We start from the raw sequence: 20,919 nt of genomic DNA, 5'->3' as shown, positions 1-20,919 counted from the left end.
GCCGATGATGTTTCTCAAAGCACAGCCATTCGCTCGGCACTCTGTACCTGTACCAAACCCGAAGCCTTGAGCAACGCTTGCGTATAAGCATGCTGCGGCGCTGCAAAAATCTCTCGCGATGATCCCTGTTCCACCACTTTTCCATCCTTGATCACCATCAAGTCGTGCGCCAGCGCATGCACCACCGCCAGGTCATGGCTGATGAACAGGTACGTCAAGCCGTGACGGATCTGCAATTGCCGCAACAATTCCACCACCTGTTTCTGCACCGTGCGATCCAGCGCCGAGGTCGGTTCATCGAGCAGTATCAGCGCCGGTTCCAGCACCAGTGCCCGGGCGATGGAAATGCGCTGGCGCTGGCCGCCGGAGAATTCGTGGGGATAGCGATGGCGGCTCCGTGGGTCGAGGCCGACTTCCTCCAGCACGCGGATCACCGCCGCCTCACGTTCCTCGGCCGTGCCGATACCGTGGGTCAGCAGGCCTTCGGCGATGATCTGCTGCACCGACATCCGTGGGCTGAGGCTGCCGAACGGGTCCTGGAACACCACCTGGATCTGCCGGCGCAACGGGCGCATCAAGCGCTGATTGAACAGGTTCAATTGCTTGTTGCCGAACCGAATGTCGCCTTCGGATTCCACCAGCCGCAGAATCGCCTGGCCCAGCGTCGACTTGCCCGAGCCGGACTCGCCGACAATGCCCAGGGTCTTGCCCCGTTGCAGACGGAAACTCACGCCGTCCACGGCCTTGATGTATTCCTGGGTGCGGCTGAACAACGCCTTGGGCAGCGGGAACCAGACTTTCAGATCGTCCACTTCCAGCAGGTTGTGATCGTAGCGACTCGGCACTGGTGCGCCCGACGGTTCCGCCTCGATCAGCAGGCGGCTGTAGGGATGCTGCGGGGTGCGGAACAGCGTTGCGCAGTCGGCCTGTTCGACGATTTCCCCGTGGCGCATCACACACACCCGTTGGGCGATGCGCCGCACCAGGTTGAGGTCGTGACTGATCAGCAGCAGCGACATGCCGAGGCGTTGCTGCAACTCGATCAGCAGCTCGAGAATCTTCTGCTGCACGGTCACGTCCAGCGCCGTGGTCGGCTCATCGGCGATCAGCAATTCGGGTTCGTTGGCCAGCGCCATGGCGATCATCACTCGTTGCCGCTGGCCGCCGGAGAGCTGGTGCGGATAGGCCTTCAACCGTTGCAACGGTTGGCGAATGCCCACCAGTTCCAGCAGCTCCAGCGTGCGCTGGCGCGCGGCGCGACCCTTGAGCCCCTTGTGGATCTCCAGCACTTCGCTGATCTGTTTTTCCACCGTGTGCAGCGGGTTCAGCGAAGTCATCGGCTCCTGGAAAATCATCGCGATGCGGTTGCCGCGCAAGCCGCGCAGCTGTTGTTCGCTGGCGCGCAGCAAGTCCACGCCGTTGTAGCGGATGCTGCCCGTGCTGCTGACGGTCTTGGTTGGCAGCAAACGCAGGATCGAGTGCGCCGTCACCGACTTGCCCGAGCCGGATTCGCCGACCAGTGCCAGGCACTCGCCACGGCGGATGTCGAGGTTCACGCCGTGCACCACTTCATGCCCGGCGAAGGCGACGCGCAGGTCGCGAATTTCAATCAGGTTGTCGGTCATTTCAGCTCCGGGGATCAGGATCGCGGATCGAATGCGTCACGGCAGGCTTCGCCGATAAACACCAGCAAGGACAGAATCAGCGCCAGGGCAAAAAACGCCGTCAGCCCCAGCCACGGCGCTTGCAGATTGCGCTTGGCCTGGCCGATCAGTTCACCCAGCGACGCGGTGCCGGCGGGCATGCCGAAGCCGAGAAAGTCCAGCGCGGTGAGGGTGGCGATGGCGCCGGTCAGAATGAACGGCAGGTAGGTGAGGGTGGAGGTCATGGCGTTGGGCAGAATGTGCCGGCGCATCAGCTCGCTGTCCGTCAGGCCCAGGGCCCGTGCGGCCTTGACGTATTCCAGGCTGCGCCCGCGCAGGAACTCGGCGCGCACCACGTCCACCAGTGCCAGCCAGGAAAACAGCGCCATGATCCCCAGCAGCCACCAGAAACTCGGCGAGACGAACCCCGACAAAATAATCAGCAGGTACAGCACCGGCAGCCCCGACCAGATCTCCAGCACCCGCTGCCCGAGCAAGTCGACCCAGCCGCCGTAATAACCCTGCAACGCCCCGGCCACGATGCCGACCAGCGCACTGACGGCGGTGAGGATCAGCGCAAACAGAATCGAAATCCGCGTGCCGAAAATCACCCGCGCCAACACGTCCCGCGCCTGATCGTCGGTGCCCAGCCAGTTGCTGGAGGATGGCGGGCTCGGCGCCGGTTCCGTAAGGTCGTAATTGACCGTGTCGTAGCTGAACGGGATCGGCGGGAACAGCATCCAGCCGCCCTGATCCTCGATCAGTTGGTGCACGTAATTGCTGGCGTAATCCGGCTGGAACGGCAATTCGCCGCCGAAATCGGTTTCCTGATAATCGCTGAGGATCGGGAAGTAAAAAGCGTCGTGGTAGCGGATCACCAGCGGTTTGTCGTTGGCGATCAGTTCGCCGCCGAGGCAGATCAGGCACAGTCCGACGAACAGCCACAGCGACCAGCGCCCGCGACGGTTGGCCTTGAATTGCGCGATGCGCCGCCGGCCCATAGGGGAAAGTGTGAACATCAGGCAGTCCTCGCCGAGAAGTCGATGCGCGGGTCAAGCAGGGTGTAGCAGAGGTCGCCGATCAGCTTGATCAACAGGCCGAACAGGGTGAACAGGAACAGCGTGCCGAACACCACCGGGTAGTCCCGTGACACCGCCGCTTCGTAGCTCATGCGCCCGAGGCCATCGAGGTTGAAGATGGTTTCGATCAGCAGGGAACCGGCGAAAAACACCTCGATCAATGCCGACGGCACACCAGCCACCACCAGCAGCATCGCGTTGCGAAACACATGGCCGTAGAGCACACGTCTTTCGGTCAGGCCCTTGGCGCGTGCGGTGATCACGTACTGACGGCTGATCTCGTTGAGGAAGCTGTTTTTGGTCAGGATCGTCAACGTCGCAAAACCGCCGATCACCAGCGCCGTCACCGGTAACACCAGATGCCACAGGTAGTCGCCGACCTTGCCCCACAGGCTCAGGCTGTCGAAGTGGTCCGAGACCAGCCCCTGTACCGGAAACCAGTTGACGTAACTGCCACCGGCGAACACCACGATCAACAGAATCGCGAACAGAAACGCCGGCATCGCGTAACCGACGATGATTGCCGTGCTGCTCCAGACATCGAACGCGCTGCCGTTTTTGATCGCCTTGCGGATCCCCAACGGGATCGAAATCAGGTAGGTGATCAAGGTCGCCCACAGGCCGAGGGACAGCGACACCGGCAGCTTCTGCACGATCAGATCGGTCACTTTCGCACCGCGAAAGAAACTGCTGCCCAAGTCCAGTTGCGCGTAGTTCTTGAGCATCAGCCACAGGCGTTCGTGCATCGGTCGGTCGAAACCGTAGTGGTGCTTGATCTCTTCGATCAGCGCCGGGTCCAGGCCACGGCTGCTGCGCCCGGCACCGCCGATCGCGGTCACTTCGCTGGCGCCGCCCATGCTGTGCCCGCCGAAGCCTTGCAGGCGAGCGATGGCCTGCTCCACCGGACCGCCGGGCGCCGCCTGCACGATGACGAAGTTGACCACCAGAATGCACAGCAGCGTCGGGATGATCAGCAACAGACGTCGACTCAGATAACGCCACATGTCACTGGCCCCCCGCGAGTTGGTGCAGGGCACTCATCTGCTGGTTGGTCAGCGGCTTGGCCGAGACCTCCCACCAGGTGTCGAGGCCTTCGCTGTAAATCGGTTGCACCGACGGCCTGCCGAAGCGGTTCTGATACACCGTCGGCGTGCCTTTGGAGTAGTAGTTGGGAATCATGTAATCACCCCATTGCAGCACCCGGTCGAGGGCGCGGGCGTAACGCACCATGGCGTCGCGGGTATTGGCCTGGACGAGGCCGTCGATCAGCCGGTCTACCGCCGGGTCCGCCAGTACCATCGAATTGGAGCTGCCGACTTGTGTGGCGCTCTGCGAGGCATACAGGCTGTACAACTCGCGGCCCGGCGAGACGATCGGATCGCCGCTGCGGGGGAAACTGGTGACGATCATGTCGTAGTCCCGGGCGTTGAGCCGGTTGATGTATTGCGCCGAATCGATGCGCCGCAGATTCAGGGTGATGCCGATCTGCGCCAGGGTGCGTTTGTAGGGCAGCAGCATGCGGTCGAAGCCGCCCTGGCCGTCGAGGAAGGTGAATTCGAATGGCTCTCCGGCGGCGTTTACCAGGCGGTTGTTTTTCGGCGTCCATCCGGCCTCCGCCAGCAGTTTCAGCGCCTGCAACTGCTTGTCGCGGATGTAGCCGCTGCCATCGGTTTTCGGCGCCTGATAGACCCGGTTGAAAACTTCGTCCGGGATCTGTCCGCGCAGCGGCTCGAGGATCGCCAGTTCTCCGGCGTCGGGCAGGGCGGTGGCGGCCATTTCACTCTTCGGCCAGTAGCTGTTCTGGCGCACGTAGAAGCCGCGCATCATCTGCTTGTTGGTCCACTCGAAATCCCACAGCAGGCTCAGCGCCTGACGCACGCGGCGATCCTTGAACAGCGGGTTCTGCAGGTTGAACACAAACCCCTGGGCGCTGGTCGGTTTGTCCGGGGCGAGAATCGCCTGTTGCAGGCGACCGTCGCGCAGGGCCGGGCTGTCGTAACCGACCACGTAGCCGGATGAAGAAAACTCGCGGTTGTAGTCGAACGCCCCGGCCTGCAGCAGTTGTCGGGCGACGTCGGTGTCGCCATAGAAGTTCACGGTCAGGCTGTCGAAGTTGTACATCCCGCGACTGACCGGCAAGTCCTTGCCCCACCAATCCGGATCGCGCTGGAAACCGATGCTGCGCCCCGCATCGACCTTGCTCACCCGGTACGGGCCGCTGCCCAGTGGTGGTTCGAAGCCGCCGCCGTTGGCGAAATCGCGGGTTTTCCACCAGTGCTCGGGCACTGGCCGCAGCGATGCCAGATCCAGCGCCAGAGTGCGGTTGAGGTTGTTCTTGAAGGTGAAGCGAATCTGTCGCGGGCCTTCGATCAGCACGTCCTGCACATCGGCGTATTGCTGGCGATAACTCAGGCTGCCCTTGGTCATCAACAGCTCGAAGGTGTAGCGCACGTCCTCGGCGGTGATCGGTGTGCCGTCGGCGAAACGTGCCTCGGGATTGAGGTTGAAACGCACCCAAAGACCGTCGGTATCGCGCTCCATGGTTTGCGCCACCAGACCATAGACGGTGTAGGGCTCGTCCAGCGAGCGGAACGCCAGCGGCGAATACACCCAGTCGTTGACCTGCACCACGGAAATGCCCTGATCGGCATACGGGGTGATGTAGTTGTACTGACCGATTTCCATTGAGGCGCGGCTGAGCGAGCCTCCCTTCGGGGCGTCGGGATTGACGAAATCGAAGTGCTGGAAACCCGCGGGGTATTTTGGCGCCTCGCCATACACTGTCATCGCGTAGCTGCCGCCGGCCAGCGCGGATGCCGCGTTGCACAGCAGCGCACTGCCGAGCAGCAGGCCGGCCATGTTGCGCATGATTGTCATGAAGTCGTTCCTCTGAGCCGGAAAAACCCGAAGCGGCGGGTGGCCGCTGCGGGATGCGAATTCGCAAGGGGAAGGGGCCGGCCGGAGTCTTGCGCGGCCCCGACCGGGACTCAGAAGTGGTACGTCATGCGCGCAAACAGCGTGCGGCCCAGCGGATCGGTGTAGCGCGGGTCATAGCCGCTCTGGAAGTTGTAGGCCTGGTTGGTGAACGGCGGGTCGCGGTCGAACAGGTTCTTCACTCCCGCATCCACGTCCAGCACCTTGTCGAAGGTGTAGCCGGCCGACAGGTCCCACACCGAGTACGACGCGACCCGTGCGTTGGTCTCGCGGTCGTAGTCGTTGTAGCCGGTGGTGAAGCGGTTGGTCAGTGCCGCGCGGGCCGCGCCGAAGGTCCAGGAACCGGTCAGGTTGTGTTTCCAGCGGGCAATCACACCGTCGCCCTTGAAGTCGCCGACCTTGTCGGTGAACGGGCCCTTGATGGTGCTCTGAAAGTCGTACTCGTCGACATAAGTGCCTTGCAGGCCCAGACCGAACTGACCGTACGGCGTGTTCGGGAAGCGATAGTCCAGCGACACGTCAACGCCGTTGGTTTCGACGATGCCGAGGTTGGCGTTGCCGGTGACGATGTAATTGAGCGTGCCGTCGGCGTTGCGCACGAAGCGGTCGGGGTAGCTGCCGGCCTGATCGAACACGGTGGACTCCGGGAACGGCTGGATCTGGTTGGAGATGTGAATCCACCAGAAGTCCAGTCCCACGGACAGATTGTTGACCGGCTGATAAACGAAGCCCAAGGTCACGTTGCGTGCTTTCTCCGGTGCCAGGTCTTCGTTGCCGCCGATCTGGTTGAGGAACTGCTGACCGCAATCGCGCCCGCCGTTGCCGCCCGGTTGCACCACGCCGCCGGTACACAGCACCGGGTCGTTGTAGTAGCCCTGGGTGTAGGTGATGCTGCGCGGTGAATACAGCTCATACAGCGACGGTGCGCGGAAGCCTTCGCTGTAGGCACCGCGCACCACCAGTTCCTTGAGTGGCTGATAGCGGAACGAATATTTCGGGTTGGTGGTGCTGCCGAAATCGCTGTATTTGTCGTGACGCACGGCGGCGGACAGTTCCAGGCTGTCGAGCACCGGCACGTTGATTTCCGCGTAGGCGGCTTTCACGCTGCGGTCGCCCTCGACGCTGCCGGCCGGGTCGATGCCCAGGCTCTGGATATCACCGGCGAACGACTCGAAGTCCTGATGGAATTTCTCTTTGCGGTATTCGCCGCCCAGTGCCAGACCGGCCGGGCCGGCGCCGAACCAGTCGCCGATCTCGCGGCTGATCCGCCCGTCGAAACCGGCGACCCGACCGACTGCCGTGGAATAGGCACCGTGGTACATGGCTTGGTCGATGTACTGCTGACCGGCACTGGTCTGCGGGCCGAACGGGTTGAGCAGGCCGCTGGCCAGACCACTGATCATCGCCTGATCGCTGACGTAGCCGCTGGTGACGCTGGAGACGATCTTGTTCTGGTTGTACGAGGCGCCGACGTTGTAGTCCCAGCCGCCGACCAGACCGTCGAAGCTCAGCAAAAAGCGCTGGCTGGTGTTCTGGTCTTTCGATTCGCGGGGGCCGGCGGCGGTTTCGCGCCAGTTCACGTCCACCGGTTGCGTCGGGTCGAGGGCGAAACCGGTGGGCGCCGGGGTGATGCCGTTGCCGGGGTAGTAGGGCGAGGACGAATCCAGGCTCAGGCCGGTCAATGGCGCAGGTCCCACGGCGGTGGCGTTGTTATTGCGCGACCAGAAGTATTCGAGGTTGACGTTGTGATCGTCGGCCAGTTTGGCGGTGGTCTTGCCGAAGAACGAAGTCTTCTCTGTCTGCGGCACCAGGTCGATGTATTCGCGGGTGCTGAAGCGGCAGAGGCCGTCACGGGCCACCAGGTTGGGGCCGTTACAATTGCTGTTGGCCAGTGGATTGGTGGCGTTGCCATTCTGGCTGTAGTTGCCGGGGAACGCGGTGCCTGAGGTCTGGTCCAGGCCACGGCCGGGCACGTAGTCGCGGGCGAAGGAGCGGTCGTTGGCGTCGAGGTTCTGCTGCTTGTTGTAGTTGAACACGCCGAGCACGTTGAAGCGGTCCTGCTCCAGGTCGCCGTAGCCCCAACTGGCGCTCATGTCCTTGGTCGCACCGCCGCCGCTGTGGGTCGGGGTTTCACCGCCGAGGGTGAGCTGGCCGTCGGTCATGGATTTTTTGGTGATGAAATTGATCACGCCGCCGATGGCATCGGTGCCGTACAGGGCCGAGGCGCCGTCGCGCAGTACTTCCACGCGCTCGATCGCGGCAAACGGGATCATGTTCAGATCCACCGCGCCGCCGGCCGAGTTGGTGCCCGACAGCGCGTTGTTGGCCAGCCGGCGACCGTTGAGCAGCACCAGCGTCTTGTTCGCGCCGATGCCGCGCATGTCGGCGAACGAGGCGCCGCCGGTGGCCGCGCCGACCGAGCCTGCGCTGTTGTTGATTGACTGGCTGCCGGTGATGCGCTGCACCAGTTCGGCGGTGGTGGTCACGCCCTGTTTACGCAGCTCATCGGCCTTGAGCACGGTGATCGGCACCGCCGTTTCCGCGTCGACCCGACGGATCGCCGAACCGGTCACCTCGACCCGTTGCAGTTGCGTGGTCGGTGCGACCACCGCAGCGGCGGCCGGGACGTTGTTGTCGTCCTCGGCCGCCTGAACCCCGGCGCCCATCCCCATGGCCACCAGGTACAACGGAACGAAACGGTGGCGGGAAATCGTCGCCACCAAGGGTTTGAGCGTGAAGCGTGGAGTGTTCATCAGCATGGTTGTTTCCGACTTTGTTAGACGTTTATCGAAATGGCCTTGTGAGCCCTCTTTGCGCGGAGCACGGTGGTGCCGCGCCGCGAAAACCACTTTCTTCAAGCAAGCCGATCCCCTCCGAAGACGCGCTGCGTTTTTTCGGTCGGCCGATTGCGACGGGATTCAACGAACGGTGCCGGGCGCGTCCCTCACTGCGCGCCCGGCACCGCCGTCAGCGGGTGGTCATCACCGATATTTTGGTGATGCCCGAGCGCTCGATGGACGCCATGGCTTTGGCGACCTGGCCGTAATTCACGGCGGAGTCGGCCTGCAGTTGCACGCGCACTTCGGCATCTTTGGCCTTGACCTCCTTGAGGCTGGCCTCCAGTGACTCCGGCGCCAGCTCGGTCTTGGCCAGGAAGAACTTGCCGTCCTGATCCACGCTGACCACCACCGGATCTTTCTTTTCGGCGGGAGCGACGGCGTCGGTTTTCGGCAGGTTGACCTTGATCGCGTTGGTCATCAGCGGCGCGGTGACGATGAACACCACCAGCAGCACGAGCATCACGTCCACCAGCGGCGTGACGTTCATTTCGCTGAGCACTTCATCGCTGTCTTGAGTGGAAAAGGACATCAGCTGGCCTCCCGCACGGCGGCCGTGGATTTGGCGATAGCCTGGCGGCTGATGGAAAATGCGCTGCGCGAGGCGAGGGCATCGAAGTCGTGGGCGAAGTCATCCATGTCAGCCGAGGCCAGCTTCAGGCGCCGCAGGAAGAAGTTGTAAATCAGCACCGCCGGCACCGCGACGGCAATCCCCACACCGGTGGCGATCAGCGCGTGGCCGATGGGCCCGGCCACGGTTTCCAGGCTGGCCGAACCGCTGGCGCCGATGCTTTGCAGGGCTTCCATGATTCCCCACACGGTACCGAACAGGCCAATGAACGGCGCGGTGCTGCCGATACTTGCGAGAATCGCCTGGCCGTTTTCCAGCGAGCGGCGTTCCTTCTGGATCTGTTGGCGCAGATTGCGTTCCAGTCGGTCGGAACGGTTGATGGTGTGCGCCAGTTGCTGGGTGGTGCGCGGGGATTCTTCCACCAGCAGGGCTTCGAAACCGCTGCTGGCGATTCGCGCGAGCGAGCCCGGATATTGGCTGGCGTGTTCGGCGGCGGTGAGCAAATCCGGCGCGCCCCAGAAGGCTTTGCTGAACTGCCGGTTCTGGGTTTTCTGGCGCAGGTATTGCGCCGACTTGACCAGCAGGATCGCCCAGCTGACCACGGAAAACAGCACCAGCCCCCAGAGCACGCCGGGGACAATCATCGAAGACAAAGAATCGTTCATGGCTACACCTCGCTTGCGTTAATCGGTTGTGAGTTCGGTTGTCGCGCCGTCATTGCGGCAATTTGAAATCGATGGTCTGGGTGGCGAAGCCGTCGATCGGTGTGTCGCCGCGTTTGGCCGGAATGAACTTCCAGGCCTTCACCGCCGTGACCGCTGCGTCATCCAGTTGCGGCTTGCCGCTGGACTTGGTCACCGTCACCGAGCCCGCGCGACCGTTGGCCAGCACCTGAATCCGCAGCACCACGCTGCCTTCCCAGTTGCGCCGCAGGGCCAGCGACGGGTATTCCGGCGGCGGGTTGCCGAGGCTGGCGAGGCCGGAAATCGCCGCCGTCTCTTTCACCGGACCCGGTGCCGCCGCAGGTGCCGGTGGCGCGCTCTGAGTGGCCGGGGTGGCAGGTGCAGTCGGTTGCGCAGGGGCGGGCGGCGCTTTCGGCGGCTCGACCTTTTTCACCGGTTTGGGTTTCTCGACCGGTTTCGGTTTTTCGATCGGCTTGGGTTTCTCCACCGGTTTGGGCGGCGGCTTGACCGCGTCCTCGTCTTCCACCGGTTGTTCCGGCTCGGGCGGGGGCGGTGGTGGGGGCGGTGGCTCCGGTGTCGGCGGGGCCGGAGGTGTCGGGCTGGTCAGCTCGACGGTCATTTCCGGAATTTCCGGTGGCGTGGGCAGCGGCTCGGCCCTGGCCTGCTGGAAAAACCACCAGGCGCCGCCGTGTATCAACGCCGACACCGCCACCAGCAACAGCATCTGCTGTTTGTTCAGGCCGCCGGGCTGCGAAGTGTTGGCCTTATAGACGGGCCGATCCGCCACCGACGCAAGCGCTGCGTTCGGTAATGGCCCCGGCGGTGTTCTGTGCTTTACCGCATCGTTCATTAAAGCTCCCTCGGGTTGATGAAGGGCAATAAGGTGCCGTTCGAACAACACAGCGTTGTTCGAGTGAGTGGTCGCAACTTTCATACAGGTGTGCAGAAGCCGATAGTTGAACTATCTATTGAACAGGGCTTGTGCAGCTTGTTGCTTCAGTAATACCGACTTCGATGGTTCATTGATCCGGTCCGTGGCTGTTCTTTTATAAGTGAGTATGCAATTGAGTGGCGAACATCATTCTTGCCCTCATGATTGATGCAATAGCAACCGCTGTGCCAAAGAGTGACCAATTGTGTAGCGGCTATTTCACGGATGATACCTATGTCGCATTTATATAAGTTTCATTGAGCACGCCGGTTTTCATGGGCGCATAACCTCCCGACGGCCCTGTTTGCAGAGCTTTTTTCGGGGCGAGACAGGCTTGGAGCGGTATCGCGCTGTTCAGCGAGATAGAGCGGCTGTTCTCGTGTCGGCCAGGACGCTTGATGGTGCGTGGCGGACTGATTTGGTGCGGGTCAGTGTTTTAGCGGGTCACAGGTGATGTTCCTTGTTCTTGTCTAAATAAAGTCGGGCTCGGGGTAATGATTGAAAGTGCAGTTTTGGTGCGCTTTGAATATTAATGCCGAGCGGCGAAAGTTGTATCGGTGTGCTGTCCGGAATTTATTGTCGAACAATGTGTTGTTGCATTCATTAATGCAGCGCGCACGCAATGACTTCTTGCGTGCTATTTAAAAAATAAATAGTGCAGGTGTTCAGGTAATAAAAGGAATGCACGGACTGTTCGCAGGACGAACACGGCGCAGGTACAGGGGTACGGAGGGAAAAGTGTGGCGCAGCAGATGAAGATTCACGCGGTGAACTCCTTGTTGCCAGCTCGGATACGCGAACTTTTGGTTCGGTATCGCACCTTACAAGAACGCGGGTAGCGTTCACTGATTGCTCTTGGTGCGGGATGGGCACCGCCAGCGCTGTTTTGCGAGATCAGGGATTCGCAAGTTGCGGTTGAATGCGCAATCCGTGCCAAATTCGATACAACGGCTATAAATAGGCTTGGAGAGGATGTCTTTCGAGATGGAGGAGGGGGTATGTATCAGCTCTACGGACATCGCAATTCAGGAGCGGCGGCCATCGAGGCAGCGCTCGAACTGTGCCAGGTCGCTTACCGGTTCATTGATGTCGAAGCCAGCGCGGAAGCCGCACAGGAGCTGGCCAGGCTCAATCCGCTCAAGCAGATCCCGACCCTGCAATTGCCCGATGGCAGCGCGCTCACCGAAAGCGCGGCGATCCTGATCCATCTCGGGTTGAGTTTTCCAAAGTCCGGTTTGCTGCCGGCCAACGCCGCCGATCGTGATCAGGCGATTCGCGGTCTGGTGTACATCGTCAGCAATTGCTACGGGGCCATCGGCGTCATCGACTACCCCGAGCGCTGGCTGGTGATGCCGGACGAAGCGTCACGGCAGAACCTGATGACAGGCGCCCGGGAGCGATTGCACTGGATGTGGGAAGTGTTTGCCGACCAGTTTTCCGCCGAGTTGTATCTGGACGACGAAACACCGGGCGCGCTGGATGTGTTGGCGGCAGTGGTGACGCGCTGGGCCGGCACCCGCGAACACCTGCGCCACGCCCGGCCGGGGTTTTATGCGTGGCTGCAACGCATCGACCGGCACCCGGTGCTGGCGCCGGTCTTTGCAAGGCACTGGCCCGGTTGATCATTCCCCGCGAATGTACTGCTCCAGCTGTTTGATCAGCTCGGCCTGTTCGGCAATCGCTTCCTTGACCAGGTCGCCGATCGACAGCAGGCCCAGCAGTTTGCCGTTCTCCACCACCGGCAAGTGACGCAGGCGTTTGTCGGACATGATGCTCAGGCAGGTGTCGACCGTCTGGTGGGTGTCCACCGTGATCACGTTCGCCACCATGATGTCGCGTACCGGGGTGCCGACTGACGAGCGCCCGTGCAGCACCAGTTTGCGTGCGTAATCGCGCTCGCTGATGATGCCCACCACTTTTTCGTCCTCCACCACGAGCAAGGCGCCGACGTTTTTTTCGGCCATCTTCATCAGCGCTTCGAGCACCATGTGATCGGGCTTGATCTGGTGCACTTCCTGATTTTTCTGATCTTTGAGCTTGAGCAGCTGGGCGACGGTTTTCATGGCGGTTACTCAGGTGTTGTCGTTGTTCTCCAAGCATCGTAGACCGAGGCGCGCAGAGCAAGGCCGCAAAACGGCAGATAACACGCAAAAAACGTCATTTGCCGGGTTTTTTCATGACATGGCCTTTGTCACCGGATGCGGCAATGCCGCGTAGAATGCCTGTCTGAATCAATTCTTGAGGTCGCAGTGGTGGATTTACAGCAGGGCTTCGTCCTGACCCGGCATTGGCGCGACACCCCGGCCGGCACCGAAGTCGAGTTCTGGCTGGCAACCGACGCCGGTCCGCGCCGCGTGCGCCTGCCGCATCAGCCGTCGGTGGCGTTCATCCCGGCGGCGCAGCGCGAGCAGGCCGAGCGGGTGCTGGCGGACGAAAAGAACGTCGAACTGCGCCCCCTGGCCCTGCAGGATTTCGAACATCGACCGGTGCTCGGGCTGTATTGCCAGCAACACGGTCAGTTGATGCGTCTGGAAACGGCGCTCAACCGTCACAGTGTCGATGTCTTCGAAGCCGATGTGCGACCGCCCGAGCGCTACCTGATGGAGCGTTTCATCACGGCGCCGGTGTGGTTCAGCGGCACGCCCGATGCCGGCGGTTTGCTGCTCGACGCCCACCTCAAGCCTTCACACGACTATCGTCCGCTACTGCGACTGGTTTCGCTGGACATCGAAACCACCGAGCAGGGCGAGTTGTATTCCATCGCGCTGGAAGGCTGCGGCGAGCGCCAGGTGTACATGCTCGGCGCGCCGAACGGCGATGACAGCATCGTCGACTTCGACCTCGAGTACTGCGAATCGCGCACCCAGATTCTGAAGAAACTCAACGACTGGTTCGCCCGCCACGACCCCGACGCGATCATCGGCTGGAACCTCGTGCAGTTCGACCTGCGCATCCTTCACGAACACGCCCGACGCCTCGGTGTGCCGCTCAAGCTCGGGCGCGATGGTGAGGAAATGCAGTGGCGCGAACACGGCAGCCGCAATCATTACTTCGCGGCAGCGGCGGGGCGGTGGATCATCGATGGCATCGAATCCCTGCGTTCGGCGACCTGGAGTTTCCCTTCGTTCAGCCTGGAAAACGTCGCCCGGACCCTGCTCGGCGAGGGCAAGTCCATCGACAACCCGTACCAGCGCATGGACGAGATCAACCGCATGTTCGCCGAGGACAAACCGGCGCTGGCCAAGTACAACCTCAAGGACTGCGAACTGGTCACGCGGATCTTTGCCAAGACCGAGCTGCTGAAGTTTTTGCTCGAGCGCGCGAGCGTCACCGGTCTGCCGGCGGATCGCAGCGGCGGTTCGGTGGCGGCGTTCACTCATTTGTACATGCCGTTGATGCATCGCCAGGGCTTTGTGGCGCCGAACCTTGGCACCAATCCGCCGCAGGCCAGTCCCGGCGGGTTTGTCATGGACTCACAGCCGGGTCTGTACGAATCGGTACTGGTGCTCGACTACAAGAGCCTTTATCCGTCGATCATCCGCACCTTCCTGATCGACCCGGTGGGGTTGATCGAAGGTTTGCAGCATCCGGATGACGCCGATTCGGTGCCGGGTTTTCGCGGCGCGCGTTTCTCGCGCACCCGGCATTGCCTGCCGTCCATCGTCGCCCGTGTCGCCGAGGGCCGCGAGACCGCCAAGCGCGAACACAATGCGCCGCTGTCCCAGGCGCTGAAGATCATCATGAACGCCTTTTACGGCGTGCTCGGCTCCAGCGGTTGCCGGTTTTTCGATACGCGGCTGGCGTCATCGATCACTCTGCGCGGCCACGAAATCATGCTGCGTACCCGGCAATTGATTGAGGCTCAGGGGCATGCGGTGATTTATGGCGACACCGACTCGACCTTTGTCTGGCTGCGTCGTCCGCACGGTCAGGAAGAAGCAGCGACCATCGGCCGGGCGCTGGTGCAGCACGTCAACGACTGGTGGCGCGAGCATGTGCGTGAGCAGTACGGGCTGGAAAGCGCCCTCGAATTGCAGTTCGAAACCCACTACAAACGCTTTTTGATGCCGACCATTCGCGGCGCCGAGGAGGGCAGCAAGAAACGTTATGCCGGTCTGGTGACCCGTGCCGACGGTAGCGAAGAAATGGTCTACAAAGGCCTGGAAACCGTGCGCACCGACTGGTCGCTGCTGGCCCGGCAGTTTCAGCAGGAACTGTACGAGCGGATCTTCCAGCGAAAGCCGTATCAGGATTACGTGCGCGATTACGTGCACAAGACGTTGGCCGGCGAGTTCGACGAGCGACTGGTCTACCGCAAGCGCCTGCGTCGCACCCTCGACGACTACGAACGCAACGTGCCGCCGCATGTGCGCGCCGCACGGCTGGCGGACGACTACAACGCGCAGCACGGTCGCCCGCGGCAATACCAGAATGGCGGCTGGATCAGCTACGTCATCACCCTGGCCGGCCCTGAGCCGCTGGAAGTGCGCCGCGCGGCCATCGACTACGACCACTACATCACCCGCCAGCTGCAACCGGTGGCGGATGCGATCCTGCCGTTTGTCGACGACGATTTCTCAACCCTGATCGGGGGGCAACTGGGCCTGTTTTGAGTCCAGCAGTTGCAGGGTCCATTCGTCCTGGATGCCGTGGAAGTAACGCTCCAGCGCCTGATGCCAGAGACTGTCGTCGTCGGCGAACTGGGCGAACAGGGTCATTGATGAGTGGAATTTCAGGTCATCCGGGTGGCCGAAAATCTCGGCAATCGAACGCTGCTGCACATTCAGTACAAGCTGTGCGCAAGTGCGCAGCCGGGCGCCGAGCAGCTCATGGGCCAGATAGGCCCGGGCTTCTCCGGCGGAGCCGATAGCAAAGCGCCGGGACATCTCGCTGCCCCCGAGTCCGGCGAACTGCGGAAACACAAACCACATCCAGTGGCTGCGCTTGCGGCCCTCGCTAAGTTCGCACTGGACCCGTTCGAACACCGGGTCCTGGGCGAGCACGAAGCGTTGCAGGTTGAATGGATCGTCCTGATCAGTGCTTCTCATGGCGAAGCCCTCTGTCAGTCGGCGCTGGCTCAGACCATGGCCAGCCGCTGCTTGCGTTGTGGCGCGTGAAACGCCTGGTCCAGCGCCGCCAGATCCCCGGCATCGAGTTGCAGCTGCGCCGCTTGTGCATTGAGCTGCACGTGTTCCGGGCGCACGGCCTTGGGAATCGCAATTACCCCATCCTGACGCAGAATCCACGCCAGCGAAACCTGTGCCGGGGTCACGCCGTGACGAGCGGCAATCTGTTTCAGCACCGGCTCGGCCAGCATCGCGCCGCCCTGGCCTATCGGGCAGTACGCCATCAGCGGCATGCGCTGTTGCTGGCACCACGGCAGCAGGTCGAATTCGATGCCGCGCTCTTCCAGGTTGTACAGCACCTGATTGGTCGCACAGGCCGATGAAGACAGTTCTTCGAGATCGTCGACATCGAAATTCGACACGCCCCAGCGACCGATCTTGCCGTCCTCGCGCAGGCGCTCGAAGGCCTCGACGGTTTCTTCCAGCGGATACTGGCCGCGCCAATGCAGCAGATAGAGATCGATGTAATCGGTGTCGAGCCGGCGCAGACTGCGCTCGCAAGCCTGGGGGATGCCCTTGCGGCTGGCGTTGTGCGGGTAGACCTTGCTGACCAGAAATACTTGATCGCGCAGGCCGGCGATGGCTTCGCCGACCACGCTTTCGGCACCGCCCTCGGCGTACATTTCGGCGGTGTCGATCAGGGTCATGCCCAACTCTATGCCGCTGCGCAGGGCCGCCACTTCACGCTTGTGCGCCGAGCGGTCTTCGCCCATGCGCCAGGTGCCCTGGCCAATCACCGGAACCTGCACGCCAGCCAGTTCGAGAGTACGCATTCAAACCTCCTTTCTGAAACGGTCGATACCTTGAGTGGGCAGCAGGATAGTCCATGGGTTCCGTCCGGCTCCAGAAAGGAGGCGAGGGTGCTACTTCGCGGAAAACTTCAACACCACGCTCTGCGTGTAGGTCTGTCCCGGATCCAGCCGGGTGCTCGGGAAGTTCGGCTGGTTCGGCGAGTCTGGATAGTGCTGGGTCTCCAGGGTGAACGCGCCCCAATGCGGATAGACCTTGCCACCCTTGCCCTTGACCGTGCCGTCGAGGAAGTTGCTGGTGTAGAACTGCACGCCCGGTTCGTTGGTGAACAGTTGCAAGTGGCGACCGGATTGCGGGTCGCTGACTTCGGCGGCGAGTTTGCTGACGTCACCCTTGGTGTCCAGCGCCCAGTTGAAGTCGAAGCCACCGTGTTGCGGTTCGGCGAATTTCAGTTGCGGGTGATCGGCCTTGATGTGCTGGCCGATGGCGGTCGGTTGGGTGAAGTCCATCGGCGTGCCGGCCACGGGCGCCAGTTCACCGGTCGGGATCAGTTTGGCGGTGACCGGGGTGTAATGGCTGGCGTGCAGGGTGGCGACTTGCTTGAGGATGTCGCCATTGCCGGCACCGGCAAGGTTGAAGTAGCTGTGGTTGGTCAGGTTGAGCACCGTCGGTTTGTCGGTGCTGGCCTTGTAGTCGATGCGCAGTTCGTTGCTGTCGGTGAGGCGGTAGGTCACTTCGGTGGTGAGGTTGCCAGGGAAACCCATTTCGCCATCCGCCGACAGGTAGGTCAGGGTCACACCGACCGAATCCTTGTCCTTGGTTTCCGTCGCCTTCCAGACCTTCTTGTCGAAGCCCTGCGTGCCGCCGTGCAAGGCATTGGTCTTGTCGTTCTGCGGCACTTGATAGCGTTTGCCGTCGAGTTCGAAGGCGCCATCGGCCAGGCGATTGCCGAAGCGGCCGATGGTCGCGCCGAAGTACGCGGTGCCTTTCTGGTAACCCTGCACATCGTCGAAACCGAGGACGATGTCGTCGAGCTTGCCGTGTTTGTCCGGCACCTGCAGCGCCTGCAAGGTCGCGCCGTAGGTGATGACCGTGGCCTGCATGCCGTGGCTGTTGCGCAGGATGTATTGCTCGACGGGCGTGCCGTCATTGGTTTTGCCGAAGGCTTTGTGTTCGCTGGACAGGCCGGCGGCCTGGGCGGAGAGGGTGGCGATCATCAGGGACAGTCCGAGGCCGCAGAGTGAGTGTCGGGATTGAAGCATGGGTTGACCTTCCTTTTTGTTGTTGTTTTGAAAATCGATAAATAGTCATGCTAATTAATGGGTGAATTGGAATTTATAGCGGATTAAACGGTTAATGCAAAAATAAAGTCGGACTAAATTGATTGAGTCAACGGTGCCGAAGGTCGGGAATACACGCCGGCACTGCACTTTTGCGAAATCCCCGGCTCTATCCATGGCCAGGGTGCGGTGACTTCCGCCGCACAGGAACGTGTCCGTCAAAGAATTCATGCCGAGAGTTTTGCACCCCATCGCTGCATTCATTCATCGCCCGTGCCTGCTGCTGGCCTGCTTGTCGACGCTGCTGCTCGGTGGTTGCAGTCATCAGGACGGCAACAATTTCATCAGCCAGATGCGCGAGGGCAGGCCTCAGGAGTTTCTTCAGACCAGCGTCGACCGCATGGCCACGCTGGCGATGCGCGACAACCTCGACAGCCTCTATCGCTTGATGGGCAAGTTGTACCTGCGCAACCCGGACGAACTGCGCAAATCCGGTTTCCTCGACATTCGCACGGCGGTCAAGCAGGTGCGGTTGGCCATCGAGCAGCAGCAACCACTGCCGACCCTTGGCGGCAAAAAAGACCTGGCCGCGCTGAGCTATGCGATGAGCCCGGAGTTCCTCGGTGACCGGGTAGGCGCCTTCATCTATGCCATCGGCAGCATGCTGGTCACGGCCCACGGCAACCGCATCGAGTTCTACATGACCGATGCGATCAACCCGACGTTCGTCAACAACGCCGCGCGCAACATCGAGAAAGCCACGTGGATCCTCGCCCAGCGGCAGAACAAGGAAGGCCAGCCGCTGCTGTTCTCCAACGAAATTTCAGAAGAGGGCAGCAACCTGAGCTTCGCCACCGAGTTCGGCAAAGTCGTGGCGCGCCTCGATCTGCTGACCCAGATGCTCGACGAGCGCTACCGGCGAATCGGTTTGAATTACGCCCAGAGCCTGCTGTTTTTGAATTTTCTACCGGTGCAGTGAAATGGAATAACGATAGATCGGATCGATATAGGAGGTTATAAGAAAAATCGCTATGCTGCGGGCCAGATTTTTCCTGTCGTCTTCTGGATGTCTTAATGGAATTGGCAAATTTCGGTCTGGTGATTGCCGGGCTGGTGGTGGGGTTCATCGTCGGCATGACCGGTGTCGGCGGCGGTTCGTTGATGACGCCGATCCTGCTGTGGTTCGGCATCAATCCGGCCACAGCGGTGGGCACTGACCTGCTGTACGCCGCCATCACCAAATCCAGCGGCGTGCTGGTGCACAGGAAAAACAAGAACATCGATTGGGCCATCACCGGCTGGCTGACCCTGGGCAGTGTCCCGGCGGTGGCGATGACGTTGTGGTTCCTCAGTACCCTGCACACCGCGCCGGATGCGATGAACGCCATCATCAAGCAGGCGCTGGGCTTCGTGCTGTTCGCCACGGCGCTGGCGATTCTGTTCAAGAAACGCCTGCTGGAATTCGCCCACAAACGTGCCGGCGGCAACTACAACCCCAGCGGCACGCGCCTGAACATCATGACCGTGATCACCGGTCTGATCCTCGGCACCATGGTCGCCCTGACCTCCATCGGCGCCGGCGCCCTCGGCACCGTCGCGCTGTTCATCCTCTATCCGCTGCTGCCGACCCGCCGCCTGGTCGGCACCGAAATCGCCCACGCCGTACCGCTGACCCTGGTCGCCGGCCTCGGCCACGCCAGCATGGGCAACATGGACTGGGGCGTGCTGGGCTTCCTGCTGATGGGGTCGTTGCCGGGCATCTGGCTCGGTAGCCACCTGACCGGTCGGGTCTCCGATGAACTGCTGCGTCCGTGCCTGGCGACGATGCTGGTGTTGATCGGTTACAAACTGGCGTTCTGATCGGCAGGCAGACATGAGCGAAACAACATTCCATTGCAATGGCCGCCTCGCCATCACGGTCGAGCCCCGGGAAATGCGCATGAGTCACTGGCTCTACGCGCCACTCGTCGTCGATCAGCAGCGCAATCGGACGCTGCTGGACTTGAGCGCAAGCCAGTGGGATCTGATCTCCAGTGAAGAAACAGCCGACGGCATCGACCTGTTGCTGCGCAAGTATCCGGGCGACATGCCTGCGGTGACCTTGAGCGTCAACCTCGCTGACGGAGCGCTGCGGCTTGAAGGCCGACGTGTCGATTCGTCCGGGCTGGAAGCGGCGCTGGATTCGGTACTGCGCCAGGCGAGTATTTCTGGCTGAATCGTCATCCCGATACGGTCATAAAAGGTAATCAAATGCGCGACATGATCGAGCGCATGCGGTTGCGCAAAATCGTTGCTGACCTACGCTTTGAACAAGGCGAAACATATTTGCCGGGCAACCCCGGAACAATCGCCACGATGCGCAATCATTAGAGCGTGGATATCAAAAGGAGATGCGCATGCTCATCAGGTCATTGACCCTGACACTCTTGCTGGCGATTGCCGGCCCCTTGTTCGCCGGGGACAACGATTCCCCTCTGGATGTCGACAAAGGAAACTACCGCCCCTTGATCGTCATCGCCAGCAGTACGGTCGACCCGGTCTGGGTGAGCCTGAAAAAGTCCCTTGAGGATCCGGCCAACAAGCAGGGGATCGCTGACCGCAAGCTCAAGGTCTACACCATCCTCAATATGGCCGGACAGCTTGACGGCAAGGATCTTGGTCAACAGGACACCATGGCGTTGCTGCGCTCGCTGAAGCTGGGTGCCGGGGCCTATCCGAAAGTCTTTCTGATGGGCAAGGACGGGGAAACCAAACTGTCGGCCGCCGGGGACGAGGCAAAGTCGGTGGACCTGAAGAAAGTCTTCGACACCATCGATGCATTGCCGGCCGCCGAGAAGGAACTGGTCGCCGCGCCTCCACCTCCAGCGGCCGCCGAGGCGGCACCGGCCAAGGGAACGAAGAACGGCAAACCGGCAAAACCTGCGAAACCCGCCAAGCCGCCGGAAATGCCGGATGATTGAGAGCGTGGTTCGGGTGACCTGAACACAAAATGGCGAACGGATTTTACCGTTCGCCATTTTTATTGCCCGCGTGTCACAAGTTGTAGTGATACCCGCCTTATGAAAATAGTTGCCGCATATTCCGA

The 20,919-nt window shown here is 61.6% G+C and carries 18 protein-coding genes; 6 read left to right on the top strand and 12 right to left on the bottom strand.

The features are described 5' to 3' along the window. Positions 1–14: 14 nt before the first annotated feature. From NH234_RS19905 to NH234_RS19870, 8 genes are all read right to left on the bottom strand, one after another. A complete protein-coding gene (locus tag NH234_RS19905; RefSeq protein ID WP_367254004.1) occupies positions 15–1,625 on the bottom strand; it encodes an ABC transporter ATP-binding protein in 1,611 nt (536 codons plus the stop codon). 14 nt (positions 1,626–1,639) lie between these two features. Continuing rightward, positions 1,640–2,662 carry an ABC transporter permease gene (locus NH234_RS19900; RefSeq protein WP_085733580.1) on the bottom strand — a complete coding sequence of 341 codons (1,023 nt, stop codon included), beginning with the start codon at positions 2,660–2,662 and terminating at the stop codon, positions 1,640–1,642. Then, positions 2,662–3,726: a microcin C ABC transporter permease YejB gene (locus NH234_RS19895; protein ID WP_085733581.1), complete on the bottom strand. Its 1,065-nt coding sequence runs from the start codon at positions 3,724–3,726 to the stop codon at positions 2,662–2,664. The genes NH234_RS19900 and NH234_RS19895 overlap by 1 nt, the downstream gene beginning before the upstream one ends. A gap of 1 nt (position 3,727) precedes the next feature. Continuing rightward, entirely contained in the window at positions 3,728–5,599 is a 1,872-nt protein-coding gene (locus NH234_RS19890) for an extracellular solute-binding protein (protein ID WP_085733582.1), read from the bottom strand. Between the two features lie 110 nt (positions 5,600–5,709). Further along, the gene (locus NH234_RS19885) at positions 5,710–8,415 is read right to left on the bottom strand and encodes a TonB-dependent receptor (RefSeq protein ID WP_085733583.1); all 2,706 of its coding nucleotides are present in this window, start codon (positions 8,413–8,415) and stop codon (positions 5,710–5,712) included. A gap of 208 nt (positions 8,416–8,623) precedes the next feature. Next, the gene (locus NH234_RS19880) at positions 8,624–9,025 is read right to left on the bottom strand and encodes a biopolymer transporter ExbD (RefSeq protein WP_007959059.1); all 402 of its coding nucleotides are present in this window, start codon (positions 9,023–9,025) and stop codon (positions 8,624–8,626) included. Further along, positions 9,025–9,729: a MotA/TolQ/ExbB proton channel family protein gene (locus NH234_RS19875; RefSeq protein WP_007959058.1), complete on the bottom strand. Its 705-nt coding sequence runs from the start codon at positions 9,727–9,729 to the stop codon at positions 9,025–9,027. The genes NH234_RS19880 and NH234_RS19875 overlap by 1 nt, the downstream gene beginning before the upstream one ends. Positions 9,730–9,778: 49 nt before the next feature. Next, positions 9,779–10,597 (bottom strand): TonB family protein, encoded by an 819-nt coding sequence (locus NH234_RS19870; RefSeq protein WP_367254001.1) that lies wholly within the window; start codon positions 10,595–10,597, stop codon positions 9,779–9,781. A gap of 1,079 nt (positions 10,598–11,676) precedes the next feature. On the opposite strand from NH234_RS19870, the gene NH234_RS19865 reads away from it, so the two are divergent. Further along, entirely contained in the window at positions 11,677–12,300 is a 624-nt protein-coding gene (locus NH234_RS19865) for a glutathione S-transferase (protein ID WP_085732244.1), read from the top strand. On the opposite strand, the gene NH234_RS19860 is transcribed toward NH234_RS19865, so the two are convergent. Next, a complete protein-coding gene (locus NH234_RS19860) occupies positions 12,301–12,741 on the bottom strand; it encodes a CBS domain-containing protein (protein ID WP_085712511.1) in 441 nt (146 codons plus the stop codon). A 189-nt stretch (positions 12,742–12,930) separates the two neighbouring features. Between NH234_RS19860 and NH234_RS19855 the strand changes: the two genes are divergently transcribed. Beyond that, the gene (locus NH234_RS19855) at positions 12,931–15,291 is read left to right on the top strand and encodes a DNA polymerase II (RefSeq protein WP_367253999.1); all 2,361 of its coding nucleotides are present in this window, start codon (positions 12,931–12,933) and stop codon (positions 15,289–15,291) included. Here the strand turns inward: NH234_RS19855 and NH234_RS19850 are convergent. The 3 genes from NH234_RS19850 to NH234_RS19840 all read right to left on the bottom strand — a co-directional run bounded on the left by NH234_RS19850 (position 15,256) and on the right by NH234_RS19840 (position 17,816). Further along, complete coding sequence (locus NH234_RS19850; protein ID WP_085732242.1) at positions 15,256–15,726, bottom strand: DUF1810 domain-containing protein; 471 nt, start codon at positions 15,724–15,726, stop codon at positions 15,256–15,258. The genes NH234_RS19855 and NH234_RS19850 overlap by 36 nt on opposite strands. A gap of 29 nt (positions 15,727–15,755) precedes the next feature. Further along, the gene (locus NH234_RS19845) at positions 15,756–16,577 is read right to left on the bottom strand and encodes an aldo/keto reductase (RefSeq protein ID WP_085732241.1); all 822 of its coding nucleotides are present in this window, start codon (positions 16,575–16,577) and stop codon (positions 15,756–15,758) included. Positions 16,578–16,667: 90 nt separating this feature from the next. Beyond that, positions 16,668–17,816: an aldose epimerase family protein gene (locus NH234_RS19840; protein WP_085732240.1), complete on the bottom strand. Its 1,149-nt coding sequence runs from the start codon at positions 17,814–17,816 to the stop codon at positions 16,668–16,670. 247 nt (positions 17,817–18,063) lie between these two features. Here NH234_RS19840 and NH234_RS19835 point away from each other — a divergent pair, with 247 nt between their 5' ends. The 4 genes from NH234_RS19835 (at position 18,064) to NH234_RS19820 (ending at position 20,794) form a co-directional block, all read left to right on the top strand. Beyond that, positions 18,064–18,813 (top strand): hypothetical protein, encoded by a 750-nt coding sequence (locus NH234_RS19835; protein ID WP_085732273.1) that lies wholly within the window; start codon positions 18,064–18,066, stop codon positions 18,811–18,813. 95 nt (positions 18,814–18,908) lie between these two features. Further along, the gene (locus NH234_RS19830; RefSeq protein WP_085732239.1) at positions 18,909–19,694 is read left to right on the top strand and encodes a sulfite exporter TauE/SafE family protein; all 786 of its coding nucleotides are present in this window, start codon (positions 18,909–18,911) and stop codon (positions 19,692–19,694) included. Between the two features lie 13 nt (positions 19,695–19,707). Continuing rightward, a complete protein-coding gene (locus NH234_RS19825; protein WP_367253997.1) occupies positions 19,708–20,049 on the top strand; it encodes a hypothetical protein in 342 nt (113 codons plus the stop codon). A gap of 181 nt (positions 20,050–20,230) precedes the next feature. Further along, a complete protein-coding gene (locus tag NH234_RS19820) occupies positions 20,231–20,794 on the top strand; it encodes a DUF4174 domain-containing protein (protein WP_085732272.1) in 564 nt (187 codons plus the stop codon). The last annotated feature ends 125 nt before the right edge of the window (positions 20,795–20,919 follow it).

The organism is Pseudomonas sp. stari2 (genome assembly GCF_040760005.1).
In the GTDB taxonomy this organism is placed as follows: domain Bacteria; phylum Pseudomonadota; class Gammaproteobacteria; order Pseudomonadales; family Pseudomonadaceae; genus Aquipseudomonas.
This window is presented reverse-complemented; position numbering and strand designations above follow the sequence as displayed.